Origin of the sequence: Brevibacterium sp. 2SA, assembly GCF_005502845.1 — a bacterium.
GTDB lineage: Bacteria > Actinomycetota > Actinomycetes > Actinomycetales > Brevibacteriaceae > Brevibacterium.
Genome location: NZ_SCMW01000009.1, coordinates 31,045 through 48,126, shown reverse-complemented (window position 1 = coordinate 48,126; position 17,082 = coordinate 31,045). Strand labels below are relative to the sequence as shown.

Below are 17,082 nucleotides of genomic sequence, written 5' to 3'. Positions count from 1 at the left end.
GGAATTGTCGATCCTCGCCGAGGTGGTTGGGAGTCCGACCACCGCACGTGAAAGAGTCGCATGTCGAAGGGTTGGTCCCGCCGCTCCCGCCCCCGCTCAGTTCCGCTTCCGCTTGCCCTGGTAGTCCCTCGTCTCCGTGATGTCTCCGGTGAAGAACCCGGCATTGCGGGTGGTGAAGCGCCGCAGTGCCGGATGGCCGGCACCGACCATGAGAGCCAGTGATGCCGAGTACGCCGCGGAGGAATGCGCGGCGCCGGCCGAGGAGAACATCTCATCGAGTTCGGCGTCGGATTTGTCGGCGAGGTTCGGGGCCGTCCGCAGCTCGTCGGGGTCGTAGTCGACGGTGATCGTCGTCCAGCGGTCCCGAGCGGGGTCCTCGTTCCCGTCGAGGTCGGGCACCAGGTCCTGTTCGTGTTCGATGGCGAGCACGTCGACGCTCTCGTCGATGGCGAAGTCGGAGATCGGGGCGCCGACGGTGACGAGTGCCGTGACGTTGACGTCGGCGAGGAACGCCGGATCGGCGGCGAGGGAGCCGGCGGTGATGCCGCCCTGGGAGTAGCCGACGAGCATGACCTCGGCGTTGCTGCCGATCCCGGCGTCGGCGATGGCCTGCCTGACCATTTCGCGCATCACGGTGTCGTTGCCGGCCATGCCCTCGACGTTCGTCGTCAGATCGGTCGTGTTCTCCCCCGGCTCCGGCGACCAGTCGGTGGTGGCCGGCACGTAGACGATGTAGCGGGTCGTGCCGTCCGGTGACCTCACCTCCTCGATGCGCACCTGCCCCGAGTCGACGCCGCGGTGCTGCGCGGCCTCCCTGCTGTAGAGCTCGGCGACATCGGCCGGCGGCTTCGCATGGGCGGGGGTGAGACCCGCCGCCTTCCAGACCTCGACCTCGGAGGGGGTGAGGAGTCCGACGAGGTTCGCCGCGGCGAGCACCCAGGCGGTCATCGACCCGGAGTCGTGGGGCCACAGGGTGGTGTCGCTGTCGACGGCGAGCAGCTGCGGCGGCAGACCGAGGAAACCGACGACCATGCCGGGCAGGACGTGTTCGATGACGGCTCCCGTGGCGTCCGAGTTCTCGAACACGAGGCGGGTGAGATCCTCCTTGAGCCGATCCGCCGTCTGTGCGAGATCGATCCCGAACCGCTGCTCGACGAGGTCGTCGGCACCGACCGCATCGAGGACCGTGGCCGCGGCGCAGACGGGGACCCCGACGACGACGGCTGCGGGGATGACGACGGGCAGGCTCATGGCGATGACGCGGCCGGTGACGTAGCCGAGTCCGTCGAGGAGGCCGCCGAAGACCTCGCTCACCCCCTTCTCCGCCTCCCGGTAGGCGAGCGCCGCCGTCCGGATCGCGAGCGTGGTGGCTTCGAGTTCGAAGAGGACGAGGGTGAGCTGCTGGTGGTAGACGATCCGTGCGCGGTCGAGGTTGAGCGCGGTCAGGGGCGAGGGCACCTGGGTGAGCAGGGTGGCGAGATCGAAGTCGGCGACGGCGCCTGCGGCATTGAGATCGCCGATGCGCCGGACGATCCGTTCGAGGTCGGTGCCGCTGAGCTCGGCCCGGTCGTCGATCGTCATCCGACCGCCTCCGCGGGTGCGCGTCGCGATCATCGGGCCGCCTCCTCGGTGCGGGTGAGCTCGGTGAGGGTGGCCGCGATGAGCATCCGCACCGCCTCGGCGCCGACGTCCTCCATCTCCGCCACGGTCACCCCGGCCGTGCCGCGCTCGAGGAGCGGACGGAGCCAGGTGTCGCCCTGCCGGTGGAGGAACTCCATCCCGGACCGGGTCCGCACCCCGGCATACGTGAGGGTGAGGACGCAGTCGCCGGTGATGAGGTCGGCGAGCTCCTCACCGACGACGGCGAGATCGGTGATGTCGAGGCGGCGGAGGAACTCGAACCCGGCGAAGTCGGAGAAGTCCGCCCCGCGCAGGGCGAGCATCGCGAGGGCAGTCTCGGCGCAGACGGCGATCTCGAGGGTGAGGGCGGCGTCTGCGCCGCCGACGACGATGCCGAGCCGGAACCGCGTGAGATTGAGTTCGCTCGCGAAGCCGGCGAGCCAGGCGGAGAGGACGTCGAGGTCGCGGGGCCGGACGACGTCAGCGTGATGCTCGGGCAGGCCGGCCGCGGTCGGGGTGACGACCATTCCCGCCGAGGCGGTCGCCCGGGATGAGGCAGCACCCGCGCGGTCACCGGTGGGCAGCAGCTGCTTCGGCCACAGACAGCGCAGACGGTGGGGCAGCCGCCGGATCCGCTCGAGATCGACGGTGATCCACCGGGTGCCGAGCACACTGTCCTTGGCCGCCGCCCGGTCGTGGTTGAGCACGTGCCGGGACGCGAGCAGACGCTCGGCGGCGCGGTGTTCGCCGGCGTCCCCGTCTGCGGCGTGCCCGTGGCCGGCCTCCGTCACGATCATCCCCTCCTTCTCACAGTTGGATCCGTCCGCCGACGGAGACGACCTGCAGGTGGAGGTCGTAGGCTTCGGCGAGGTCGTCGGCCCGGTCGGCGAGGCCCGCGATCGCCTCGGCGCACGAACCGAGCCGGTCGACGAGCATCCTGCCGGCGGGCGAGTCCCACCCGTCGATCTGCCGGGCGGCGGTCGCGAGCGAGCGCAGCTCATTGGCCCGCTGCCGCCACCCGTCGCGGCTGGCCGCGAGTTCGTCGGTGATCATCGCTCCATCCCCTTCCCCTGCACGAGCTGTGTCGCTGCCAGTTGCACGAGCGGTGCTCCTGTCAGCTGCACGAGCCCGGTGCTCGTCGGCTGCACGAGCCCTGCACGACCCGTGACCCCGTCTGCTGCTCGGGCCGTTTCCCGTCCCCTGCACGAGGGAACCTGCACGGGCCCAGTGCTCGATCCTGTCCCGGCACCTTAGGAGACCGGCGCGCTTCGGCTGAAGACCCGGCGTCGCCCCTGTGGACAGCGACTGAGCGTCCACAGGCCCCACACACGCGAGTCCCTCCACCGTCCACAGGCACCGACCCGTGAGTGAGCGGTTCCGTGCCCGTGAGTGGACGGTTCTGGGCCCGTGAGAAAATGAGGTCATGCCGACCGTTTCACTCGCTGAAGTCTCGCCCGCCATCGCCCTCGGACCGCTCGACGGCCGTTACCGCAAAGACACCGCTGACCTCGTCGATCACCTCTCCGAGGCCGCCCTCAACCGCAACCGCATCCGGGTCGAGGTCGAATGGTTCATCCACCTCGCGCAGAACTCCGTGATTCCCGGCGTGCGCACCCTCACCGAGGCGGAGGTCACGGCCCTGCGAAAGTGGGCTGACGGGTTCGACGCGGACACGATCGCCACGCTTGCCGCCCATGAGGCGGTCACCGTGCACGACGTCAAGGCCGTCGAATACACAATCAAGGACGCGCTAGTGGCGATCGGCGCCGAGGATCTCAGCGAACTCGTCCACTTCTGCTGCACCTCGGAGGACATCAACAACCTCTCGTGGGCGCTCGGCATCAAGGGCGCCACCGAGGAGGTCTGGCTCCCCCGCGCCCGCGCCCTCATCGACACCCTCGCCGAGACCGCCGAGAGCCTCGCCGAGGTCCCGATGCTCGCCCACACGCACGGCCAGCCGGCCACCCCGACGACGATGGGCAAGGAGCTCGCCGTCTTCGTCCACCGGCTGCGCCGCCAGTACGAGCGGATCGCCGCGACGGACTTCCTCGGCAAGATCAACGGCGCCACCGGCACGTACTCCGCCCACCTGGCAGCGGTCCCCGGTGCGGACTGGCCGCAGATCGCGCGCACCTTCGTCGAGGGTAGCCTCGACCTCACGTTCAACCCGCTGACCACGCAGATCGAGTCGCACGACTGGGACGCCGAGCTCTTCGCCGACGTCTCCCGGTTCAACCGGATCGCGCACAACCTCGCGACCGACATGTGGACGTACATCTCGATGAACTACTTCAAGCAGATCCCCGTCGCCGGTGCCACCGGCTCGTCGACGATGCCGCACAAGGTCAACCCGATCCGCTTCGAGAACGCCGAGGCGAATCTCGAGCTCTCCTCGGCACTGCTCGATTCGCTCGCCGCGACCCTCGTCACCTCGCGGATGCAGCGTGACCTCACGGATTCGACCTCGCAGCGCAACATCGGCGTCGCGTACGGCCATTCGGTGCTCGCGCTGGGCAACCTCGTCAAGGGCCTCGGCCAGCTCGCGATCAACGAGGACGCGCTGGCCGCAGACCTCGATGCGAACTGGGAGGTGCTCGGCGAGGCGATCCAGTCGGTGATGCGCGCCGCCGGCCTCCAGGGCGTGCCCGGCATGGAGAACCCGTACGAGAAGCTCAAGGAGCTCACCCGCGGCAAGCGCATCCACCAGGCCGATCTTCAGGAGTTCGTCTCCGGACTCGGACTGCCCGCGGAGGAGACGGCCCGTCTCACCGCGCTCACCCCGGCGACCTATGTCGGGCAGGCCGCTCAGCTCGCCCGCGATGAGGTCGCGGCCTGGCAGGCGACCGACCGCAGCTGAACCCGCACGTCCCGCACCGGGGAGTCTCCTCCGCGGACGACGAGAGGCTCACCTGCGGTGATCGCTGCAGGTGAACCTCTCGCCGGCGGTTCCGTCCCCTCACCGGGGACGGCTAGATCCACCTCGGCGCCGGTGGGATCTCTCCCGTCGACGACGCCACCCCGGTGTCACCGCGACCCGATGCCCAGCGGACGAGATCCGGCAGCTCCCCGCTGACGACGGTCGGGGAGTCGGACTCGACATCGCCGAGGCGGTCTGGCCATCCGCCGACCGCGACGACGAGTCCCGTGTCGGTGCCCCGGGCTCGCCAGGCTCCCGTGATGTCGCGCAGGAGGCGGGAGAGGACGGGGCCGGGGACGTCGGAGAAGCGCGCCCCGTTGTCGAGGTCGATCGCGTGGAGCCAGACCTCGCGGGTGCGCATCCACACGGTCTCCCGGGCCGGAACGTCCCGTCCCTGCGCGGTGCGCACTCTCGCCTCCCATGCCGCATCCGGGCTGTCGCGCCATTCGACGTCGAGGCTGATCGCGGCATGCTCGATGAGATGGCGCAGGGCGCGCACGGGCAGGGTCGCACCGAAGTCGATCTCGGCGTCGCGAGCCTCGGACGAGTCGTACATCGGCGTCTCGACACCGGTGTTGGCCCACTGGACGAGGCGGGTCAGGGCGCGGGCGTTGTAGCCGACGTGGGCGATGAGGTGGCGCCGCGACCAACCGGGCAGGAGGCTCGGCTCATCGAAGTCGGCGTCGGAGAGTTCGGTGACCTTCCGGGCGAAGAACGCCGTGCCGCGGCGGACGGTGAGCAGTTCGTCCCGGAGTTCGGGATCAGTCGTGAGATCGTGTCGGGCGACCATGGGCCTCAGCCTACGTTGACGGCGCTGCCCGCGTCGACGGCACTGCCCGCCGCCGCGAGGCGGTCGGCAGCGGGTTCGCCGGGATCGGATGCGTCGACGATCCGGTTGGCGATCTGCCCGATCCCGTCGATCGACACGGTCACCTCGTCGCCGACTGACAGGTAGACCTGCGGGTCACGGGCCCGCCCGACCCCACCGGGAGTCCCGGTGAGGATGATGTCGCCGGGTTCGAGCGTGATCATCGTCGAGATGTAGGAGACGAGGTGAGCGGGGGAGAACACGAGGTCGCCGATCGCGTGCTCCTGCATGACCTCGCCGTTGACAGTGGTCGTGAGCACCGCCTCGGCGGGGTCGAAGTCGTCAGCGGTGGTCAGGACCGGACCGAGCGGGGTCGAGTCCTCCCACATCTTGCCCTGCAGCCATTCCTTCGTCCGGAACTGCCAGCCGCGCATCGAGATGTCGTTGGCGATCGTGTAGCCGGCGATCGCCGCAGCCGCCTCGGTCTCATCGACGCGGCGGACCGACCTGCCGATGACGACGACGAGCTCTCCCTCCCAGTCGAGCTCGGGATCCTCCGGGGCGAACGGGACGTCGGCGTAGGGCCCGGTCAGCGTCTCGGCGAACTTCGCGAACAGCGTCGGATAGGCGGGCAGGTCGCGTCCCATCTCGAGGATGTGACTGCGGTAGTTGAGCCCCACGCAGATGATCTTGCCCGGGCGCGTGATGAGCTGGAGCACCTCGGCGTCGGCAGCGGGCACAGTCGCTGCGGGGTTCGCGACCGCCTCGGCGACGGTGGCCTCCCAGTTCTCAGTGGCGAGCAGCTCGCCGACGTCGGTGAAGCCGTCGATGACGAGGTAGTCGTCACCGCTGAGCACGGCGGCGGCCGAGGCGGGGCCGGTTCCGGCGGCGGGGGTTCCGGTGGCGATGGTGGCAAGTCTCACTGGTGTTCTCCTTCGACGTGGGTGCGAGCGAAATTCAGGGTCTCGATGATGGGGCGGTCGTTGAACGCGAAGAGGTCGAGGCCGGTGTCGGCCTCCACACTCACCGCCGACCACGAGGGGAAGACGACGAGGTCGCCCTTCTCCACCGCGAACGTCCGGTCGTCGACGAGGATGCGTCCCCGTCCGTCGAAGACCTGGACGACTTCGGAGCCGACGCGCCTGGTCACCGGGGTTTTCGTGCCTTCGCGCAGGCGATGGAATTCGGCGCGGATCGTCGGCATGACGTCCCCACCGGTCGTCGGGTTGACGTAGCGGATCGCCGCATGGCCCTGGCCGACGGTCGCCGGGAAGCCCTCGTCCTCGAGTCGCAGCTGTTCGGTGAGCGCGCGGTCGGTGTGCTCCCAGCGGTAGGCGCCGATCGGCGAGCTCACGGTGTTCGCCAGTCCCGAGAGCGGCCGCAGACCCGGATGGCCCCACAGTCGCTCGGATCGGGAGATGTCCGGGGTCGATTCGTCGGTGACCCGGTCGATGCCGAACTCGAAGAACGACGTGTCGGCGTAGTGGACGAAGGGAATGTCGAGGCCGTCGATCCACGCCATCGGCTGATCGGTCTCGTTGTGGTGTCCGTGAAAGTTCCAGCCCGGGGTGAGCAGGAAGTCCCCGCGCGACATCCGCACGGGATCGCCGTTGACGACCGTCCACACGCCCTCCCCTTCGACGACGAAGCGGAACGCGTTCTGCGAGTGCCGGTGCTCAGGGGCGACCTCATGCCCGCCGAGGTACTGGATAGCCGCCCACAGCGTCGGCGTCGCGAACGGTGCCCCGCCGAGGCCGGGGTTGGCCAGCGCGATCGCGCGGCGCTCCCCTCCGCGGCCGACGGGGACGAGGTCGCCGGCGCGTTCGGCCAGCGGCAGCAGCGTCTTCCACTGCCAGAGGTGCGGCACCGCCGCCGAGGCGGGCGTCGGCGGCATGAGCTCGTCGAGCTGCGTCCACAGCGGGATCATGTTCTCCGCGGCCATCGTCTGGTACATCGCGTCGAGTTCCGCGGCTTCCTCCGCGGTGGGATCGGGGTTCGTCATCGTCGGTGCAGGGCGCGTCATCGGGACCTCCTCGGCCGCAGTGGTGATTCTGCGCCGAGGCTATCGAGGATCAGGGCGCGGGCGGGAGCACATTCCGCTGGACGGAATCTGCCGGGAGCGCCGAGGCGGTGGCGACGTCGCGCGGGCGTGTCGGCGTCTCCGGGGCGGTGGCGACGTGACGGCGGCGGCGTGTCGGTGGTGGCGTGACGTCACGCAGCCGTGTCGGCGTCTCCGTGACTGCGTCTCCGAGGCGGCGGCGGCGTGACGGTGGCGGCGTAACGGCGGCGGGACCTCAGGTCGGTATGGTCCGATTTTCGGCGGGCGGGTTCAGGTTTCCCGTGCACCATCGGGATGCCACCGGGTCGCGCTCGCAAGGAGCATGCCTCCCCGCACCTCTGCCGGAGTTCCGGACGCAGAGTGTCGATTTCGGACTCGATGATCGACACTCTGCGTCCGGAGAACGGCAGCGCGGGGCACCGGAAACGTCGGTTCGGCGAGTAGGTGTCGGTTCACCGCGTAGGTGTCGGTTCACCGCGTAGGTGTCGCTCCACCGCGTCAGTGCACGGGGCGGCTGGACGCACGGCGCCGTGCTGGGCCGGTCACAGCCGCGCTGGGCTGGGCGGCCGGGCGTGCGGGGTCGCGCTGGGCTGGTCGCAGTCGTGCTGGGCTGGTCGCAGCCGTGCTGAGGTCGTTCTGGGCAGATTCTGCGCGGGCACACCTGACCATTTCGTCCTGGAGTTGAAGAGCCATTCCTGAACCTCATGCGGCGACGAAGAGACGGCAGGGCGATCAGTGTACGAGCGCGAGACCGCTCGCGCGGGTCAATCGGTATCGGCCGCGCCGTCGGGCTCGGCTGCGCTCCCGGGCTCCGGGTTGTCGATCTCCGCCGCGATGCGCGCCAGATCGGCACAGGCGCGGCGCACGAGGTCGATCGAGGACTCCGAGATCAGCTGCTTCGTCCGCACCGCCGGTGCGCTGAGCGCCACCGCGTTCTGCGGCGGCAGGCCCGCGGCGCGGGGCACAGCGATCCCGAGGGCGCTGATGTCGGCCTCGGTCTGGCGGAGGTTGAGGGCATAGCCGACGCGGCGCACATCCGTCATCTCCGCAAGCAGTCTGACGAGGTCGTGGGCGGCGAGGCGTTCGGCCGGGGTCCGTCCCCCGGCGTAGAGCGACCGGATCGACGCATCGTCGAGGGCGGCGAGCAGGGCCTTGCCGCCCGAGGTCAGCCGCGCCGGCAGCACGGTCCCTGTCCGCTCCCCCACGCGCAGACGCTGCCGGGATTCTACGGTCGTGAGGAACTCGACGCTCACCCCGCGGCGGCGCAGCAGCGAGACGGTCTCCCCGGTGTCAGCGCTCAGCTGCGCGAGGACGTCGAGGACGGGCCCGGGCACGGATTGGGTGCCCTGCGAATCGGCGACGCCGAGCGCCGGTCCCGCCCGGTACTGGCGGGCGGTGCCCCGGGTGACGAACCCGCGGTAGAGCAGGGTCGAGAGCAGCCGGTGCGCGCTCGACGGCGCGACCCCGAGGTAGTCGGCGACATCGGCGACCCGCACCCCCTCCTGCGGATGACGGCGCAGCAGATCGATGAGCAGCAGGGCGTTGTCGACGGATTCGATGGCATGGTCAGGGCGCTTGACGATGCTGAAGTGCTGCGGCATAGCCCAACCGTAACCGACTCACAGATTCCGCAGAGCAGAATTGTCTCGTGATCGGATTCACACGCTCCTTACGGTGTCACCCATGACCGAGACCACGCTCAAGGCCCCGGTGCGCAGCGAAGCGCACCGCTGGGCGGCTGTCATCATCTGCTGGCTTCTCATCGTCATGGACGGATACGACCTCATCGTCTACGGCGCCGTGCAGAACTCACTCATCGAAACCACTGATTGGGGGCTGACGCCGGGATCGGCGGGCACCCTCGGATCGCTCGCGTTCCTCGGCATGATGATCGGCGCGGTCGTCGCCGGCCGCCTCGCCGACGCACTCGGCCGGAGGCGGACGATCCTCGTGTGCGTCATCGTCTTCGCCGTCGCCACCGTCCTGTGCGCCCTCGCCCCGAGCCCCGGGGTCTTCGGGGCGCTGCGCCTCATCGCCGGGCTCGGCCTCGGCGGACTCGTGCCCTCGGCCAATGCGCTTACCGCTGAGCTCATCCCTCCGCGCTGGCGCGGGTCCATGGCGACCCTGATGATGTCGGGGGTGCCGATCGGCGGGGCCATCGCCGCGCTGACCGGGCTGGTCCTCATCCCCGCGTTCGGGTGGCGGTCGATGTTCTGGATCACCGCGGTGTCCTTCATCCTCCTCGCCGTCGCATGGAAGGTGCTGCCGGAGACCTCGACCGTCCGCACACCGGTCGCGGACCAGGGACCTGCCGACCGCGAGAAGGCCGGGTTCAGCACCCTGCTCGGCTCCCATTGGCTGACCTTCTCCATCCTCTTCGCCCTCACCACCCTCTTCACGCTCTTCGCGTGGTACGGCCTCGGCACGCAGCTGCCGAAGATCATGCGCGACTCCGGAGCCGACCTCGGACCCGCGCTCGCATTCACCCTCGCGCTCAACCTCGGCGCCGTCCTCGGGTCCGTGATCACGGCGTGGGCCGGGGACAGGTTCGGCATCCTGCCGACCGCGACCGTCGCCGCGGGTGTCGCCGGGGTCGCCCTCGTCTCCCTGATGAGCGGAACGACGGCGACGGCCGCGATCTACATCGCGCTCGTCCTCGCGGGCATCGGCACGCACGGCACGCAGTCGCTCATCATCGGGGCGATCGCCTCGCATTACCCGGAGAATCTGCGCGGCACTGCGCTGGGCTGGGCGCTCGGCGTCGGTCGGATCGGCGCGGTGCTCGCCCCGCAGGTCTCGGGCATCCTCCTCGGGATGCAGGGGGTCGCCCCGTCGATGAACTTCCTTCTCTTCGGCGGGTCGGCTCTGGCCTCGGCGTTCGTCCTCGGCCTGCTCACCGTGCTCAGCCGCCAGCAGCGGAACCGGGTCCCCGAGGAGGCTGCGCCGGCCACGGCCATCGTGCCGTGACTCTTCGCACCTCACCTTCGCGGCGAGGCCCCTGTCGCCGCCTCGACCCGTCCTATGCCGGGACGAGGTGGCGGTCGGCGTCGACCTCGGCAAGCGTCTTCTTCCCCATGCTCCGGGCGAGCAGCAGCGCCGGGACACCGGCGACGATGACGACGACCGTCGCGTAGATCGCCGGGGCCAGGGTGATGCCGGTCGAGCTCATCAGCGCGGTCGCGATGAGCGGGGAGAGCCCGCCGAAGAGGACGGTCGCAACGTTGTAGCCGATCGCCATGCCGGAGAAGCGGCTCGTGCCGGTGAACTGCTCGGGGATCATCGCCGCGGCCACCGCGCTCCAGCCGGCCGCGGGGATCGCGAGGAAGGCCGCGCCGCCGATCGCAATGGCCGCCGAGTCGTTGCTCAGCAGCACGTAGGCGGGAATCGTCGTGAAGACGAAGACGACCATGAGCCCGGCCAGCGCGATCTTGCGTCCGAACCGGTCGGAGGCGACGCCGAAGAACGGGGTCACGACGATCGCGACGACAGCGGCGACGGTGCCGAGCGCCAGTGATCCGGAGTTCGGCACCTGCGCGACCTCCTCGATGTACGTGGGAACGTAGGTGATGTTGAGGAAGTAGCTCACCGAGCCGATCGAGGAGATGAGGAAGGCGACGAGGATCGCCCGCGGCTGTTCGAGAAGCGCAGTGATGAGCGGTGACCGCTGGAGGGCGGTGTCCTTCTTCTCCGCCTGCTGCAGGCGCTTGAAGGTGTCCGTCTCCACCATCATCCGGCGCAGCGGCACCATGAGACCGGCGAGCACCGCGCCGAGGACGAAGAGCACGCGCCAGCCCCACGTCTCCATCGCCTCGGTCGAGAGGGTGTTGGCGAGCAGCGCCCCGGAGCCGACGGCCAGCAGCGCCCCGACCTCGCTGTTCGCCGCGGCCCAGGATGCGGCGACGCCGCGCTTGCCGGGCTTGGCCGATTCCATGAGGAAGACCATGATGCCGGTGTATTCGGCGCCGACGGAGAAGCCGGAGAGGCAGCGGAAGAAGACGAGGCCGACACCCGCCCAGATGCCGATCGTGTTGTAGTCGGGCATGACGGCGATGCCGAGCATCGAGACGGCCATGAGGACGGCGGAGACGACGAGTGCCTGCTTGCGCCCCACGCGGTCGCCGAGATGGCCGAAGACCATCGCGCCGAGGGGCCGGAAGAGGAAGCCGGCGGCGCCGACGCCGAGGGTGAGCAGCAGCGAATCGGCCTGCCCGCCGAAGAACTCCTTCGTCAGCGTCGTCGCGACGTAGAAGAAGATCGAGAAGTCGTACCATTCGACGACGGTGCCGAAGGCGGCGACGAGCATCGACCGTCGCCGTCCGCGCTCCTTCTCGGGAGTGCCGGACCCCGGTTCGGTGCCGGGACGTGACTCAGATTCGAACTCGGACATCGCTGATTCCGTTCGCTCATGGGAAAGGTGCACTCAGGGTGGTTGCTCGCCGGCAAGTTTCCCTTACAGGTGATCCGCGCTTGAGACTATCAGCTGACCTGGACACAGGGGAGGCTTCCGCGCAGATTTTCCCCGTCGTCCGTGGTCAGCGGCCCATCGCCGAGGCGGTCATCCCCTGCCGAAGGCACCGCCGATCCTGCGCGCGTCCGGCCCGGCGAGCGTTCCCGCCGGCTCACCGGATCGCATCGACGGCGGCGGCAGCGGCGCGGGCGATGAGACGGTCATCCGCCTCGGCGTCCTTCTCCTTCTTCGACGACAGGACGGAGATGACGATCGGTCTGCCGTCGTCCGGCCAGATGATGCCGAGGTCATTCCGGGAGCCGTAGGACCCGGTGCCGGATTTGTCCCCGACAGTCCATTCCTCGGGCAGGTCGGCGCGGATGAGGGTGTCCCCGGTCTGGGTCGCCTTCATCCAGTCGGTCAGGGTCGTCGCCTCGTCGTCGCTGAGCACTCCCCCGAAGACGTACTCGCGGAGATTGCTCGCCGAGGCGCGCGGGGTCGTCGTGTCGCGCGGATCCCCCGGCGTCGCCTCGTTGAGGTCGGGTTCGGTGCGGGAGACCGTGGTTCCGGTGTCGCCGAGGTCGTCGAGGCGGGAGTCCAAGGAGGCCGGTCCCCCGAGTTCGGCGACGATGAGGTTCGCCGCGCCGTTGTCGCTCTGCGTCATCGCGGCCTCGCAGAGCTCGGCGAGTGTCATCGTGCCCCCGACGTTCGTCTCGGTCACCGGCGAGTGGCTGACGATGTCGTCCTCGTCGACCGCGATGTCCTTGCTCAGGCCGTCCGTCCCCACCTCGTCGAGCAGCGCCGCGGAGGCCATCGCCTTGATCGTCGACGCGTACGCGAACCTCTCATCTGCGCGCCAGGCGATCTCCCGGCCAGTGTCGAGATCGACGGCGTAGACGCCGACTCGGGCATCGAAGTCGTCTTCGAGCTGAGTGAAGGCGGAGTCCGCAGCGCCTGCTCGGGCCGCCGCAGTCGATTCGCCCGCTGGGGTCGGTGGCGCTGTCACCGTCGTGGAGCCGGGTGACGTCTCGTCGGACGCCGAGGTGGTCCCGGACCCGGAGCACCCGGTGAGCAGAGCGAGCCCTGCCGCGCAGGCGACCGTAGCCACCACGCGGCGCCGGACCGGAGTGCGCAGGCTCCGGGTGCGTTCGCCGAGTTCGCGCGGGCTCCACGATCGCGGATCCCGGCTGCTGTTCGCTGCGGTCGGCAGCGGCGAGTGTGCGTGAGACATCTCTCCTCTTCCTCTCTGATGCGCTGTGAGCGCGGCGGGTGTCCGGGAGGCAATGCGGGTGCGCCCGCGGGACTCCAGGACGATGGGCGGGCGCGGGTGACGTCCTCATGAGTTGAGCGCCGTGAAGAAGCGGTCGGCGACGGGCACGGCCGCCTCGGCGCCGAATCCCCCGTCCTCGACGAGCACGGCGACCGCCACGTCGTCCTGGAATCCGGCGAACCACGAATGGGTGCGCGGGGGCACGTCGGTGCCGTACTCAGCGGTGCCGGTCTTGCCGTACACGGGCCCGCCGGGGACGTCGGCGAGCGCTGAGGCGGTGCCGCCGGTCACGGTCTCGCGCATCATCGCCTTCACCTCGACGAGTGCCTTCTGATCGGGGGCGGGAACATCGCCGTCCCGGCGGTCGGGCAGGACGAGGAGGGGTTGGACGGTGCTGCCGGCGGCCACGCTCGCGGCCATCGTCGCCACCGCCAGCGGGGTGGCGAGCACCTTGCCCTGCCCGATCATCGCCGCCGCATGCTCGACGGTGTCGTCGACCTCGGGAACCGAGGCCATGTACGAGTCGGTGCCGATGTCGACCTCGCCCATGCCCAGCGCCAGCGCCGTCTCGCTCAGCGCCGCCGGGGTGACGTCGGGCGCGGAGTCGACGAAGGCGGTGTTGCACGACTGGGCGAAGCTCTCGGTGAAGTCGACGTCGCCGAGGACGTGGTCTTCGGCGTTCTTGAAGCGCTTGCCCTCGACCGTCGTCGTCTTCGGGCAGCTGAGCGTCGCGTCCGGAGCGATGCCGGTGCCGACCATCGCCGAGGCGGAGACGACCTTGAAGACCGACCCCGGCGGGTACTGCCCGGTCAGCGCCCGGTCCCAGGCCGCGCCCTTCGGATCAGCATTGGCGACCGCAAGCACGGACCCGTCGCTCGGGCGCATCGCGACGATCGCGGTCGGCTTCGTCCCCGTCTTCGCGGCCTCGTCAGCGGCCGTCTGCACGGCGACGTCGATCGTCGTCTCGACATCCGCACCGTCGGTGCCGGCGACCTCATGCAACGGCGCCGAGGCGGTGGTCCCCGCTCCTGCGTCGGCTGCCTGGCCCGGGGCCGGGCGCGCGAGGACCGTGAGTCCTGGGGTGGGCCGCAGCGTCCGGTCGTAGAGGAGCTGGATGCCGCTCGTGCCGACGTAGGACTCGGGGGTCAGCGCCTCGGGTTCGGCGGCGACCTCATCAGGGCCGGCCAGGGTGGTGCTGCCGAGGGTCGCCGCGGCGAAGTCCTTCGTCCGCGACAGCGGCTGCATACGGGTCCGGAACACCGTGCCCGGCAGGTCGACGATCGCACCCTTGACGAGTTCGTAGTCGTCCCGACGCAGGGTGATGACGGGGACGAAGGCGTCCGGGTCGGCGGCCTTGACGCGGTCGGCGAGTTCGTCCGGATCGACGTCGAGGGACCTCTTGAGCTGGTCGAGCGTCGCTGTCTCATCGTCGAGTCTGCTCGGCTGGAGTCCGACATCGACGACCTCCCCGTCGGAGACGAGGACCTCGTCGCCCTGCCCGAGGATGCGACCCCGGGTCCCCGGCGTCTTCGTCACTGCGAGGACCTGGCCCGTCTGCAGGTCGGGGTGGACGACGCTCTCGGCGAAGTCGGCGGCCCAGGTCGCACCGCTGCGGCGCAGCGGCACCTCGGTGGTGTACGACCAGGGACCGTCGGAACTCCCGGTCGACACGGCCCACTCCCAGCGCAGCGTCGCCGTCGCCGCGCTCACCCCGCCGTCGACGGAGTCCACGGTGACGCGGCGCGTGGGCAGCGCCTCGGCGAGGTCAGCGACGACCGCATCGAACCTCTGCTGCGAATCCGCGGTCGACCAGACCGGGGACTCCAGGCTGCCGGAGGTGAGATCGGCGGCGATCTCCTCGGCCGCGCTCGAGGGGAGGACGGGAAGGGTGCGCAGCGCGAGCAGGCCGATGCCGATGAGGACGAGCACGACGGCGGCGCCGATGATCCTGCGAGAACGTGGCTTCATGGTGCTATCGTCGGCAGGAGCATCGTCGCATGTCCAATATCACATGGAGTTCGAACTATGCGCTTTCTGATATACAACCTGGTGGAAACGGGTCGATGAACCTCCTCAAGAGCCTCGAAATGTTCCGCGCCGTCGCCGAACATGAGAGCTTCACACGGGCCGCCGACGAGCTCTCGCTCGCGCAGCCGCCGATCTCCCGGGGTGTCGCCGACCTCGAGAAGCACCTCGGCGTCCGCCTCTTCGATCGCAGCTCACGGCGGATCCGACTCACCGCCGCCGGTCGCGCGGTGCTGCCCGATGTCCTCGAGATCCTCCGCCGCATCGACGGGCTCGCCGAGACCGCCGGACGTCGCGACCGGGGGCTCGTCATCGGGGTGAGCGGGCAGCTCGACCCCTCCGTCCTCATCGCGGCCACCCGCGAACTGCGCCTCGCCGGAGCTCCCCCGCGCTTCACCCCCGCGGAGGCGGCGGAGCTCGATGACCTCATCGGCGCCGGGGAGATCGACGCGGGCCTCGACGTGCGCGGCCTCGGGGCCCCGGCGGCGACATCTCGGCGGCGTCAGGTCAGCAACCTCGTCGTCGATCTCGTCGTCGCCTCGCCGAGGTTCGCCCCGCACTCCGAACCCTCAAGCATCAGCGCCGCGGACCTGCGGGGCATGCCGCCGGGCATGGGATTCGGTCGGCACGCGGAGCGGGAGTCGGTGACGCTCCTGCCCGAGGACGCCGGGCTCCTCCACGACTCCGGTCTGCTCACCCCGCTCGTCGCCCGCGGCGTCCACCTCGGGCAGCTGCGGGTCGCCGACTCCGAGTTCGAGGCGGTCACCCACGTCTTCGCCCATGGGTCGGTGCTCCTGTGCACGCCGCAGACGGCGCGCACGCACAGCCTTCCCCACCGGAGTCTGCGCGATGTCGAACTCGCCCGCCGCGTCGAGGTCGTCGGGTCGGAGAGCTGCGATCTCGCCGGGCTCATGGAGACCACCCCAGCGCTGAGAGCGGCGATCGCGGAGATCCTCGGGGCCCGCGCCCATCGCGGACACGCGGTGGTTGAGGGCGGGGACGGCCGCTACGCCGACGAGAGGCTGTTCCGACCATGAGCGAGGCCGTCATCGACGAGATCAACGGAGTGTGGACCAGCCTCGGCGCGCAGGGCTTCCTCTACGCGGAGCACCTCGGCACGCACCGGTCGCTGGGTATCCGGGAATCGGCCAGGATTCCGCTCGCCTCGGTCGGCAAGGTCGCCGTCATCGCCGGACTCCTCGACGCGGCCGCCGACGGCACCGTCGACCTCACGCAGCGCCTCCTCGTCGACCCGGCGCACTCGACCCCCGGTGGGACGGGGATCGCAGGACTCCTCGACCCCGTCGAGATGAGCGTGCGCGACCTCGCCGCGATGGCGCTGTCGGTCAGCGACAACGCCGCCGCGGACACCCTCTTCGACCTCGTCGGACCCGACCGGATCATGGCCGTGCTCCACCGCGCCGGGATCCGGTCGTTCGAGGTGACCTCGCCGATGTCCCACCTCTACGACGTCCTCGCCGAGGTGGCCGCCGGCGATGAGGCGCAGGCCCTGGCCGTCGCGGCCGCCGACGCCCGCTCCGGACGGGTCCCGCTGCTGCCGGATTCGGCGTTCAACACCGGCACCGTGCGCGCCACCGCGAAGCTCTTCGAGCTCATCCACACCGGGCAGCTGCTCGGACCCGAAGGATCGGAGACGCTGCGGCGTCTGCTGCGGAAGCAGATCTTCCGCCATCGCATCGCGGCGGGATTTCCGATGGATGCCGTCCAGTACTACGGGAAGACGGGCACGTTCCTCAACTTCCGGCACGAGGCCGGGGTCGTCGTCGACAGCGACGGATCCGCCTACAGCATCGCCGTGTTCACCCGGTCGTCGATCGCGACGTTCTCCCAACCGGAGCTCGATGCGTCGATCGGCTACTGCGCGCGGCTGGCGATCGAGCACCTGCGCACCCTGGGATGAACCCGCCGCCGACCC

General features: G+C 70.1%; 14 protein-coding genes. 4 read left to right on the top strand and 10 right to left on the bottom strand.

Features of this window, described 5'->3' with window-relative positions; all coding sequences use genetic code 11:
- Nucleotides 1–96: 96 nt before the first annotated feature.
- Genes FFS20_RS05680 through FFS20_RS05670 form a run of 3 tightly spaced genes read right to left on the bottom strand, consistent with a single transcriptional unit; the run spans nucleotide 97 to nucleotide 2,673 of the window.
- Nucleotides 97–1,614: a hypothetical protein gene (locus tag FFS20_RS05680; RefSeq protein ID WP_137824951.1), complete on the bottom strand. Its 1,518-nt coding sequence runs from the start codon at nucleotides 1,612–1,614 to the stop codon at nucleotides 97–99.
- A complete protein-coding gene (locus tag FFS20_RS05675; RefSeq protein WP_137824950.1) occupies nucleotides 1,611–2,417 on the bottom strand; it encodes a hypothetical protein in 807 nt (268 codons plus the stop codon). The genes FFS20_RS05680 and FFS20_RS05675 overlap by 4 nt, the downstream gene beginning before the upstream one ends.
- Before the next feature lie 10 nt (nucleotides 2,418–2,427).
- Entirely contained in the window at nucleotides 2,428–2,673 is a 246-nt protein-coding gene (locus FFS20_RS05670) for a hypothetical protein (RefSeq protein ID WP_137824949.1), read from the bottom strand.
- 370 nt (nucleotides 2,674–3,043) lie between these two features.
- Here FFS20_RS05670 and purB point away from each other — a divergent pair, with 370 nt between their 5' ends.
- Nucleotides 3,044–4,477 carry an adenylosuccinate lyase gene (purB, locus tag FFS20_RS05665; protein WP_137824948.1) on the top strand — a complete coding sequence of 478 codons (1,434 nt, stop codon included), beginning with the start codon at nucleotides 3,044–3,046 and terminating at the stop codon, nucleotides 4,475–4,477.
- 112 nt (nucleotides 4,478–4,589) lie between these two features.
- On the opposite strand, the gene FFS20_RS05660 is transcribed toward purB, so the two are convergent.
- From FFS20_RS05660 to FFS20_RS05645, 4 genes are all read right to left on the bottom strand, one after another.
- On the bottom strand, nucleotides 4,590–5,327 hold the full coding sequence (locus tag FFS20_RS05660; RefSeq protein ID WP_137824947.1) for a maleylpyruvate isomerase family mycothiol-dependent enzyme: 738 nt from the start codon (nucleotides 5,325–5,327) through the stop codon (nucleotides 4,590–4,592).
- Nucleotides 5,328–5,332: 5 nt separating this feature from the next.
- Nucleotides 5,333–6,268, bottom strand: coding sequence for a fumarylacetoacetate hydrolase family protein (locus tag FFS20_RS05655; protein ID WP_137824946.1), 936 nt, complete (start codon nucleotides 6,266–6,268; stop codon nucleotides 5,333–5,335).
- A complete protein-coding gene (locus FFS20_RS05650; RefSeq protein ID WP_137824945.1) occupies nucleotides 6,265–7,368 on the bottom strand; it encodes a cupin domain-containing protein in 1,104 nt (367 codons plus the stop codon). The genes FFS20_RS05655 and FFS20_RS05650 overlap by 4 nt, the downstream gene beginning before the upstream one ends.
- Before the next feature lie 800 nt (nucleotides 7,369–8,168).
- On the bottom strand, nucleotides 8,169–9,005 hold the full coding sequence (locus FFS20_RS05645; protein ID WP_137824944.1) for a helix-turn-helix domain-containing protein: 837 nt from the start codon (nucleotides 9,003–9,005) through the stop codon (nucleotides 8,169–8,171).
- Between the two features lie 82 nt (nucleotides 9,006–9,087).
- On the opposite strand from FFS20_RS05645, the gene FFS20_RS05640 reads away from it, so the two are divergent.
- Complete coding sequence (locus FFS20_RS05640) at nucleotides 9,088–10,371, top strand: aromatic acid/H+ symport family MFS transporter (RefSeq protein ID WP_137824943.1); 1,284 nt, start codon at nucleotides 9,088–9,090, stop codon at nucleotides 10,369–10,371.
- Between the two features lie 52 nt (nucleotides 10,372–10,423).
- Here the strand turns inward: FFS20_RS05640 and FFS20_RS05635 are convergent, their stop codons facing one another.
- The 3 genes from FFS20_RS05635 to FFS20_RS05625 form a co-directional block, all read right to left on the bottom strand.
- A complete protein-coding gene (locus FFS20_RS05635) occupies nucleotides 10,424–11,791 on the bottom strand; it encodes an MFS transporter (protein WP_137824942.1) in 1,368 nt (455 codons plus the stop codon).
- Nucleotides 11,792–12,023: 232 nt separating this feature from the next.
- Entirely contained in the window at nucleotides 12,024–13,082 is a 1,059-nt protein-coding gene (gene bla / locus FFS20_RS05630; protein ID WP_137824941.1) for a class A beta-lactamase, read from the bottom strand.
- Between the two features lie 105 nt (nucleotides 13,083–13,187).
- Nucleotides 13,188–15,089, bottom strand: coding sequence for a penicillin-binding transpeptidase domain-containing protein (locus FFS20_RS05625; protein WP_137824940.1), 1,902 nt, complete (start codon nucleotides 15,087–15,089; stop codon nucleotides 13,188–13,190).
- A gap of 95 nt (nucleotides 15,090–15,184) precedes the next feature.
- Between FFS20_RS05625 and FFS20_RS05620 the strand changes: the two genes are divergently transcribed.
- Together FFS20_RS05620 and FFS20_RS05615 are read left to right on the top strand one after the other, a co-directional pair.
- Nucleotides 15,185–16,183: a LysR family transcriptional regulator gene (locus FFS20_RS05620; RefSeq protein ID WP_171007005.1), complete on the top strand. Its 999-nt coding sequence runs from the start codon at nucleotides 15,185–15,187 to the stop codon at nucleotides 16,181–16,183.
- Nucleotides 16,180–17,067 (top strand): serine hydrolase, encoded by an 888-nt coding sequence (locus tag FFS20_RS05615; RefSeq protein WP_137824938.1) that lies wholly within the window; start codon nucleotides 16,180–16,182, stop codon nucleotides 17,065–17,067. The genes FFS20_RS05620 and FFS20_RS05615 overlap by 4 nt, the downstream gene beginning before the upstream one ends.
- Nucleotides 17,068–17,082: the final 15 nt, after the last annotated feature.

Coding starts and splice junctions, on each gene's coding strand:
- FFS20_RS05680 (WP_137824951.1), bottom strand. CDS start 1,614: ATGATCGCGACGCGCACCCGCGGAGGCGGTCGGATGACGATCGACGAC.
- FFS20_RS05675 (WP_137824950.1), bottom strand. CDS start 2,417: ATGATCGTGACGGAGGCCGGCCACGGGCACGCCGCAGACGGGGACGCC.
- FFS20_RS05670 (WP_137824949.1), bottom strand. CDS start 2,673: ATGATCACCGACGAACTCGCGGCCAGCCGCGACGGGTGGCGGCAGCGG.
- purB (WP_137824948.1), top strand. CDS start 3,044: ATGCCGACCGTTTCACTCGCTGAAGTCTCGCCCGCCATCGCCCTCGGA.
- FFS20_RS05660 (WP_137824947.1), bottom strand. CDS start 5,327: ATGGTCGCCCGACACGATCTCACGACTGATCCCGAACTCCGGGACGAA.
- FFS20_RS05650 (WP_137824945.1), bottom strand. CDS start 7,368: ATGACGCGCCCTGCACCGACGATGACGAACCCCGATCCCACCGCGGAG.
- FFS20_RS05645 (WP_137824944.1), bottom strand. CDS start 9,005: ATGCCGCAGCACTTCAGCATCGTCAAGCGCCCTGACCATGCCATCGAA.
- FFS20_RS05640 (WP_137824943.1), top strand. CDS start 9,088: ATGACCGAGACCACGCTCAAGGCCCCGGTGCGCAGCGAAGCGCACCGC.
- FFS20_RS05635 (WP_137824942.1), bottom strand. CDS start 11,791: ATGTCCGAGTTCGAATCTGAGTCACGTCCCGGCACCGAACCGGGGTCC.
- bla (WP_137824941.1), bottom strand. CDS start 13,082: ATGTCTCACGCACACTCGCCGCTGCCGACCGCAGCGAACAGCAGCCGG.
- FFS20_RS05625 (WP_137824940.1), bottom strand. CDS start 15,089: ATGAAGCCACGTTCTCGCAGGATCATCGGCGCCGCCGTCGTGCTCGTC.
- FFS20_RS05620 (WP_171007005.1), top strand. CDS start 15,185: ATGAACCTCCTCAAGAGCCTCGAAATGTTCCGCGCCGTCGCCGAACAT.
- FFS20_RS05615 (WP_137824938.1), top strand. CDS start 16,180: ATGAGCGAGGCCGTCATCGACGAGATCAACGGAGTGTGGACCAGCCTC.